The sequence below is a fragment of the Kitasatospora sp. NPDC057542 genome, from assembly GCF_042801945.1.
In the GTDB taxonomy this organism is placed as follows: Bacteria; Actinomycetota; Actinomycetes; order Streptomycetales; family Streptomycetaceae; genus Kitasatospora.
In genome coordinates this window covers 1-7,062 of the sequence record NZ_JBHVFE010000465.1, presented here as the reverse complement: position 1 = coordinate 7,062, position 7,062 = coordinate 1, and the positions used below count along the sequence as shown (strand labels likewise).

The 7,062-nt window shown below is 71.8% G+C and carries 4 protein-coding genes; 3 read left to right on the top strand and 1 reads right to left on the bottom strand.

Annotated elements, in window-relative coordinates; translation table 11 throughout:
* Nucleotides 1-37: 37 nt before the first annotated feature.
* Nucleotides 38-2,488: a DNA topoisomerase (ATP-hydrolyzing) subunit A gene (locus tag ACFU7Y_RS36600; RefSeq protein WP_380770939.1), complete on the bottom strand. Its 2,451-nt coding sequence runs from the start codon at nucleotides 2,486-2,488 to the stop codon at nucleotides 38-40.
* Between the two features lie 306 nt (nucleotides 2,489-2,794).
* Between ACFU7Y_RS36600 and ACFU7Y_RS36595 the strand changes: the two genes are divergently transcribed.
* From ACFU7Y_RS36595 to ACFU7Y_RS36585, 3 genes are all read left to right on the top strand, one after another.
* The gene (locus ACFU7Y_RS36595) at nucleotides 2,795-4,141 is read left to right on the top strand and encodes a pitrilysin family protein (RefSeq protein WP_224280232.1); all 1,347 of its coding nucleotides are present in this window, start codon (nucleotides 2,795-2,797) and stop codon (nucleotides 4,139-4,141) included.
* A 20-nt stretch (nucleotides 4,142-4,161) separates the two neighbouring features.
* Nucleotides 4,162-5,526, top strand: coding sequence for a pitrilysin family protein (locus ACFU7Y_RS36590; RefSeq protein WP_224280254.1), 1,365 nt, complete (start codon nucleotides 4,162-4,164; stop codon nucleotides 5,524-5,526).
* A 318-nt stretch (nucleotides 5,527-5,844) separates the two neighbouring features.
* Nucleotides 5,845-7,038, top strand: coding sequence for an RtcB family protein (locus ACFU7Y_RS36585; protein WP_224280234.1), 1,194 nt, complete (start codon nucleotides 5,845-5,847; stop codon nucleotides 7,036-7,038).
* The last annotated feature ends 24 nt before the right edge of the window (nucleotides 7,039-7,062 follow it).

Genomic DNA, 7,062 nt, shown 5'->3' with positions numbered 1-7,062 from the left:
GGATGGTTCCGGTGCCCCTCCGCTCATGCGGGAGCCGTTACGCCGGGCCGGCGACCACCGCGATCGGGGTGGTGACCGGGGTGCCGGAGCCGTCGCGGCGCGGGTCGCGCTCGGGCAGGTCGACCGGGGCGCCCTTGGCGGTGGCGGCCCGGGCCGGGGCGGCGCCGGCCCAGGCGAAGGTCAGGCCGTCCTCGCCGCGCAGGAAGCGCTGGCAGCGCACACCGCCGGTGGCGCGGCCCTTGCGCGGGTACTGCTCGAACGGGGTGACCTTCCAGGTCGTCTGCTCGCCGCCGGACAGCGTGCCCGAGGCCGTGGCCACCGAGACCACCACCGCGTCCGCCGCCGGGTCCACCGCCGTGAAGGACAGCACCCGCGCGCCGTCCGACAGCTTGATGCCCGCCATGCCGCCCGCCGGGCGGCCCTGCGGACGCACCTGGCCCGCCGGGTAGCGCAGCAGCTGGGCGTCCGAGGCGATGAAGACCAGGTCCTCCTCGCCGGTGCGCAGTTCGACCGCGCCCACCAGCTCGTCACCCTCCTTGAGGGCGATCACCTCGAACTCGTCCTTGTTCGCCGGCCACTCCGGCACCACCCGCTTCACCACACCCTGCAGCGTGCCCAGCGCCAGCCCCGGCGAGGACTCGTCCAGCGTGGTCAGCGCCAGCACCCGCTCCCCGGACTCCAGGCGCAGGAACTCGCCCACCGCGGCCCCGCCCGCCAGCGTCGGCGACGGCGTCGGCGGCAGCGCCGGCAGGTCGATCACCGGCAGCCGCAGCACCCGGCCCGCGGACGTCACCACGCCCACGTCCGCCCGCGCCGTCGCGTGCACCGCCGACACGATCACATCGTGCTTCGCCCGCTTCTCCGACACCTCGAACGGTTCCCCGTCCGCCGTCCGCGCGAGCAGGCCCGTCGAGGACAGCAGCACCCGGCACGGGTCGTCCGCCACCTCCAGCGGTACGGCCAGCGCCGCCGACGGCACCGCCCCCGCCTCCAGCAGCACCGTGCGCCGCTCCGTGCCGAACTGCTTCGCCACCGCACCCAGTTCGGACGACACCACGCTGCGCAGCTTGGTGTCCGACTCCAGGATCTCGGTCAGGTCCGCGATCTCCGCGGTCAGCTTCTCCTTCTCCTGCTCCAGCTCCACCCGGTCGAAGCGGGTCAGCCGCCGCAGCGGGGTGTCCAGGATGTACGCGGTCTGCGTCTCCGACAGCGAGAAGCGATCCATCAGACGCTCCTTCGCCTGCTGGGCGTTGTCACTCGACCGGATGATCGCGATGACCTCGTCGATGTCGAGCAGGGCCACCAGCAGGCCCTCGACCAGGTGCAGCCGCTCCTCACGCTTGCGGCGGCGGAAGTCGCTGCGCCGGCGCACCACGGTGAAGCGGTGGTCGACGTAGACCTCCAGCAGCTCCTTCAGCCCCAGCGTCAGCGGCTGCCCGTCGACCAGCGCGACGTTGTTGATGCCGAAGGTCTCCTCCATCGGCGTCAGCTTGTAGAGCTGCTCCAGCAGCGCCTCCGGCACGAAGCCGTTCTTCACCTCGATGACCAGCCGCAGCCCGTGCTCGCGGTCGGTCAGGTCCTTGACGTCCGCGATGCCCTGGAGCTTCTTCGCGTTGACCAGGTCCTTGATCTTCGAGATGACCTTCTCCGGGCCGACGTTGTACGGCAGCTCGGTGACCACGATGCCCTTGCGGCGGGCCGTCACCGCCTCCACCGTCGTCGTCGCCCGGATCTTGAACGTGCCGCGGCCCGACTCGTACGCGTCCCGGATGCCCGACAGGCCAACGATCCGCCCGCCGGTCGGCAGGTCCGGACCGGGTACGAACCGCATCAGCGTGTCCAGGTCCGCGTTCGGGTGCTTGATCAGGTGCCGGGCCGCGGCCACCACCTCGGACAGGTTGTGCGGCGGCATGTTCGTCGCCATGCCCACCGCGATGCCCGTCGCACCGTTCACCAGCAGGTTCGGGAACGCGGCCGGCAGCGCCAGCGGCTCCTGCTCGCTGCCGTCGTAGTTCGGGCCGAAGTCGACGGTGTCCTCGTGGATCGACTCCACCATCGCCATCGAGGCGGCCGTCAGCCGCGACTCGGTGTAGCGCATCGCGGCCGGCGGGTCGTCGTTGCCCAGCGAACCGAAGTTCCCGTGCCCGTCGATCAGCGGCAGCCGCATCGAGAACGGCTGCGCCATGCGCACCACCGAGTCGTAGATCGACGCGTCGCCGTGCGGGTGCAGCCGGCCCATCACCTCGCCCACCACACGGGCGCACTTGACGTGCGCGCGGTCCGGGCGCAGGCCCATCTCGTTGGCCTGGTACAGGATCCGGCGGTGCACCGGCTTCAGGCCGTCCCGTGCGTCGGGCAGCGCACGCGAGTAGATCACCGAGTAGGCGTACTCCAGGAAGGAGCCCTGCATCTCGTCCACGACGTCGACGTCGAGGATCCGCTCCTCGAAGTCTCCGGGCGGCGGGGTCTGCGAACTGCGGCGGGCCATCGCGGCGGGGCTCCCTTACGTGTCGCTGGCTGTGTCTCGGTCGGTCGTCGGTCGGTCGCCGAACGCCGGGGTCGGTCGTCGGTCCACTCCGCGCCCTCCTGCCACCGGACCCGTCAACCGGGCGCCGTCGACAGGGCGCGGCGCCCCCATTGTGGACCCTCGGGCCGACACTCCCGGTCAGCGGCCCTCTTCCGCCCCTGGCGAACGGCCCCGTCAGCGCGGACACGAACACGGTTCCCGCACGTTGCACCACAATGGGGGACGCCACACGAACCCCGACATCGACGACGGGAAGGACCCGAGCGCATGGCCAACCCGGCCCCCGCCTCCAGCCGAGGCATCGCCATCACCGAGCACCGCCTGGCCAACGGCCTGCGCGTCGTCCTCTCCGAGGACCACCTCACCCCGGTCGCCGCCGTCTGCCTCTGGTACGACGTGGGCTCCCGCCACGAGGTCAAGGGCCGCACCGGCCTCGCCCACCTCTTCGAGCACCTGATGTTCCAGGGCTCCGCCAACGTCTCCAACAACGGGCACTTCGAGCTCGTCCAGGGCGCCGGCGGCTCGCTCAACGGCACCACCAGCTTCGAGCGCACCAACTACTTCGAGACCATGCCCGCCCACCAGCTGGAGCTCGCCCTCTGGCTGGAGGCCGACCGGATGGGCTCGCTGCTCGCCGCGCTCGACGAGACGTCCATGGAGAACCAGCGCGACGTCGTCAAGAACGAGCGCCGCCAGCGCTACGACAACGTCCCGTACGGCACCGCCTTCGAGAAGCTCACCGCGCTCTCCTTCCCCGACGGCCACCCGTACCACCACACCCCGATCGGCTCCATGGCCGACCTCGACGCGGCCACGTTGGAGGACGCCCGCACGTTCTTCCGGACGTACTACGCGCCCAACAACGCCGTCCTCTCCGTCGTCGGCGACATCGACCCCGAGCAGACCGTCGCCTGGGTCGAGAAGTACTTCGGCTCCATCCCCGCCCACGACGGCAAGCAGCCCCCGCGCTCGGGCGAACTCCCCGAGACCATCGGCCGCGAGATCCGCGAGGAGATCCACGAGGACGTCCCGTCCCGCGCCCTGATGGCCGCCTACCGCCTCCCGCACGACGGCACCCGCGAGGCCGACGCCGCCGACCTCGCCCTCACCGTCCTCGGCAGCGGCGAGTCCAGCCGCCTCTACAACCGGCTGGTCCGCCGCGACCGCACCGCCGTCGCCGCCGGCTTCGGTCTGCTGCGGCTGGCCGGCGCCCCCAGCCTCGGCTGGCTCGACGTCAAGACCTCCGGCGACGCCACCATCGAGCAGATCGGCACCGCCGTCGACGAGGAGCTCGCCCGCTTCGCCGCCGAGGGCCCCACGGCCGAGGAACTCGAGCGCGCCCAGGCGCAGATCGAGCGCGAGTGGCTCGACCGGCTCACCACCGTCGCCGGCCGAGCCGACGAACTGTGCCGCTACGCCGTCCTGTTCGGCGACCCCAAGCTGCTCAACGACGCCCTCCCCAAGGTCCTCGACGTCACCGCCGAGGAGGTCCAGGCCGTCGCCAAGGCCCGCCTCCACCCCGACAACCGGGCCGTCCTCGTCTACGAGCCGACCGCCGCCGAGACCGACGCCGACTCCGACGCCGCTTCCGAAGAGGAGGGTGCCGCCGTATGAGCACCGACTACGTCCCCGCCATGACCTTCCACCCGCAGCCCCAGCCGGGCACGCCCAGCCCCTGGGACTTCCCCGCCCCCGAGCGGGCCGCCCTCGGCAACGGCATCACCGTCCTGCACTGCCACCGGCCCGGCCAGCAGCTGGTGGCCGTCGAGGTCCTGCTCGACGTCCCGCTCGCCGTCGAGCCCGAGGGCCTCGACGGCGTCGCCGGCATCCTCGCCCGCGCCTTCAGCGAGGGCACCGACACCCTCAGCGCCGAGGAGTTCGCCGCCGAGCTGGAGCGCGCCGGCGCCACCCTCGACGCCCACGCCGACCACCCGTGCATCCGGATCTCCCTGGAGGTCCCCGCCTCCCGGCTCCAGCGCGGCCTGTCCCTGCTCGCCGACGCCCTGCGCGCCCCGGCCCTGCCCGAGGCGGAGATCGAGCGCCTGGTCGCCAACCGCCTGGACGAGATCGTCCACGAGCAGGCCAACCCCGCCCGGCGCGCCGCCAAGGCCCTGTACGCCGAGCTCTTCGACGCCGCCGACCGGCTCTCCCGGCCCCGCGCCGGCACCGCCGACACCGTGAAGTCGATCGACCGCACGGCCGTCAAGGCCTTCTACGACGCCCACGTGCGCCCCGCGACCAGCACCGTCGTGGTGGTCGGCGACCTCACCGGCGTCGACCTGCCCGCACTGCTGGAGAACACCCTCGGCACCTGGACCGGAACGGCCGCCGATCCGTCCGTCCACGGTCCGGTCACCGCCGACGACCGCGGCCGCGTCGTCATCGTGGACCGCCCGGGCTCCGTCCAGACCCAGCTGCTCATCGGCCGGATCGGGCCCGACCGCCACAACCCGGTCTGGGCCGCCCAGACCCTCGGCACCTACTGCCTCGGCGGCACCCTCACCTCCCGCCTCGACCGCGTCCTGCGCGAGGAGAAGGGCTACACCTACGGCGTGCGCGCCTTCGCCCAGCCGCTGCGCTCGGCCGCCGACGGCAGCGGGCGGGCGATGCTCGCCATCAGCGGCTCGGTGGACACCGCCTCCACCGCGCCCGCCCTGGCCGACACCTGGACCATCCTGCGCACCCTCGCCGCCGAGGGCCTCACCGACGCCGAGCGCGACGAGGCCGTGCAGTTCCTGGTCGGCGTCGCCCCGCTGAAGTACGAGACCGCGGGCTCGGTGGCCGGCACCCTGGCCGACCAGGTCGAGCAGTACCTGCCGGACGACTACCAGGCCGAGGTCTACCGGCAGCTCGCCGAACTGCCCACCGCCGCCGCCACCGAGGCGGTCGTCGCGGCCTTCCCGCCGGACCGTCTGGTCACCGTCCTGGTCGGCGACGCCGCCGTGATCGCCGACGACGTGCGGGCGCTCGGCATCGGCGAGGTCACCGTCGTCAGCTGACGCCTGCCGCGGTTTCGTCCGGCCCGGTGGAGCACCCGCTCCGCCGGGCCGGACGCGTTCTTAAATCCGTTGCAGGCCGTGCCTGTTCCGTGGATAGATGTTCCCCGGCGCACAGGACGTGCGAACTGCGACGAAGGAAGGGAGGCGGTCACCATGCGGGTCGAGCAAGCCATACGACGCTCCCCACGGCCGTATTCCCCCTGTGCCGTCGCCCTGGGCGTCTGAGCCCCTCCTCCTGAACTTCCCCGACCCGCGCCGGGATTCCTCGCGCGGCAGTTTCCCCACGTGAACTTCCCGACCTCTGGAGGTCGTTCGATCATGACGTACACCGAGGTGCCCGGCGTCCGGGTGCCGATCCGGATGTGGACCGACCCGGCCACCGTCGAGGGCCAGGCCCTCCAGCAGCTGCGCAACATCAGCTCCCTGCCCTGGCTGCACGGCCTCGCCGTGATGCCCGACGTCCACCTGGGCAAGGGCGCCACCGTCGGCTCCGTCATCGCGATGAAGGACGCGGTCTGCCCGGCGGCCGTCGGTGTCGACATCGGCTGCGGGATGAGCGCGGTGAAGACCTCGCTCACCGCCAAGGACCTCCCGGACGACCTCTCCGCCCTGCGCCGCGAGATCGAGCGGGCCATTCCGGTCGGCCGCGGCCTGCACACCGACCCGGTCGACCCGACCAAGCTGTACGGCTTCCGCACGGCGGGCTGGGACGACTTCTGGCAGCGCTTCGACGGGGTGGCGGAGGAGGTCAAGTGGCGTCGCGAGCGGGCCATGCAGCAGATGGCCACGCTCGGTGGAGGAAATCACTTTATAGAACTGTGCATTGATACGACCGGCGCAGTCTGGTTGATGCTGCACTCCGGTTCCCGCAACATCGGCAAGGAGCTGGCGGAGCACCACATGGGCGTTGCCCGCGCGCTGCCGCACAATCAGGGCCTGATCGACCAGGACCTCGCGGTCTTCCTGGCGAAGACCCCGGAGATGGCTGCCTACCGCCAGGACCTGTTCTGGGCGCAGGAGTACGCCAAGAACAACCGCGCGGTGATGATGGCGCTCTTCCAGGACGTCGTCCGCCGCGAGTTCGCCAAGGCGGAGGTCACCTTCGACGAGGTCATCAGCTGCCACCACAACTACGTGGCGGAGGAGCGGTACGACGGCGTCGACGTGCTGGTGACCCGCAAGGGCGCGATCCGGGCCGGCTCCGGCGACCTCGGGATCATCCCCGGGTCGATGGGGACGGGCTCCTACATCGTCCGCGGTCTGGGCAACGCGGACTCGTTCAACTCCGCCTCGCACGGCGCCGGCCGCAAGATGAGCCGCAACGCGGCGAAGAAGCGGTTCACCACCCAGGACCTGGTCGAGCAGACCAAGGGCGTGGAGTGCCGCAAGGACGGCGGCGTGGTGGACGAGATCCCGGGCGCCTACAAGAACATCGAGAAGGTCATCGAGCAGCAGAAGGACCTCGTCGAGGTGGTCGCGCACCTCAAGCAGGTCGTCTGCGTCAAGGGCTGACCGGGCCGGCCGGAGCGCGGAAGC

Bases quoted from the DNA above. Each gene is read 5' to 3' on its own strand.
- ACFU7Y_RS36600 (WP_380770939.1), bottom strand. From the start codon at position 2,488: ATGGCCCGCCGCAGTTCGCAGACCCCGCCGCCCGGAGACTTCGAGGAG.
- ACFU7Y_RS36595 (WP_224280232.1), top strand. From the start codon at position 2,795: ATGGCCAACCCGGCCCCCGCCTCCAGCCGAGGCATCGCCATCACCGAG.
- ACFU7Y_RS36590 (WP_224280254.1), top strand. From the start codon at position 4,162: ATGACCTTCCACCCGCAGCCCCAGCCGGGCACGCCCAGCCCCTGGGAC.
- ACFU7Y_RS36585 (WP_224280234.1), top strand. From the start codon at position 5,845: ATGACGTACACCGAGGTGCCCGGCGTCCGGGTGCCGATCCGGATGTGG.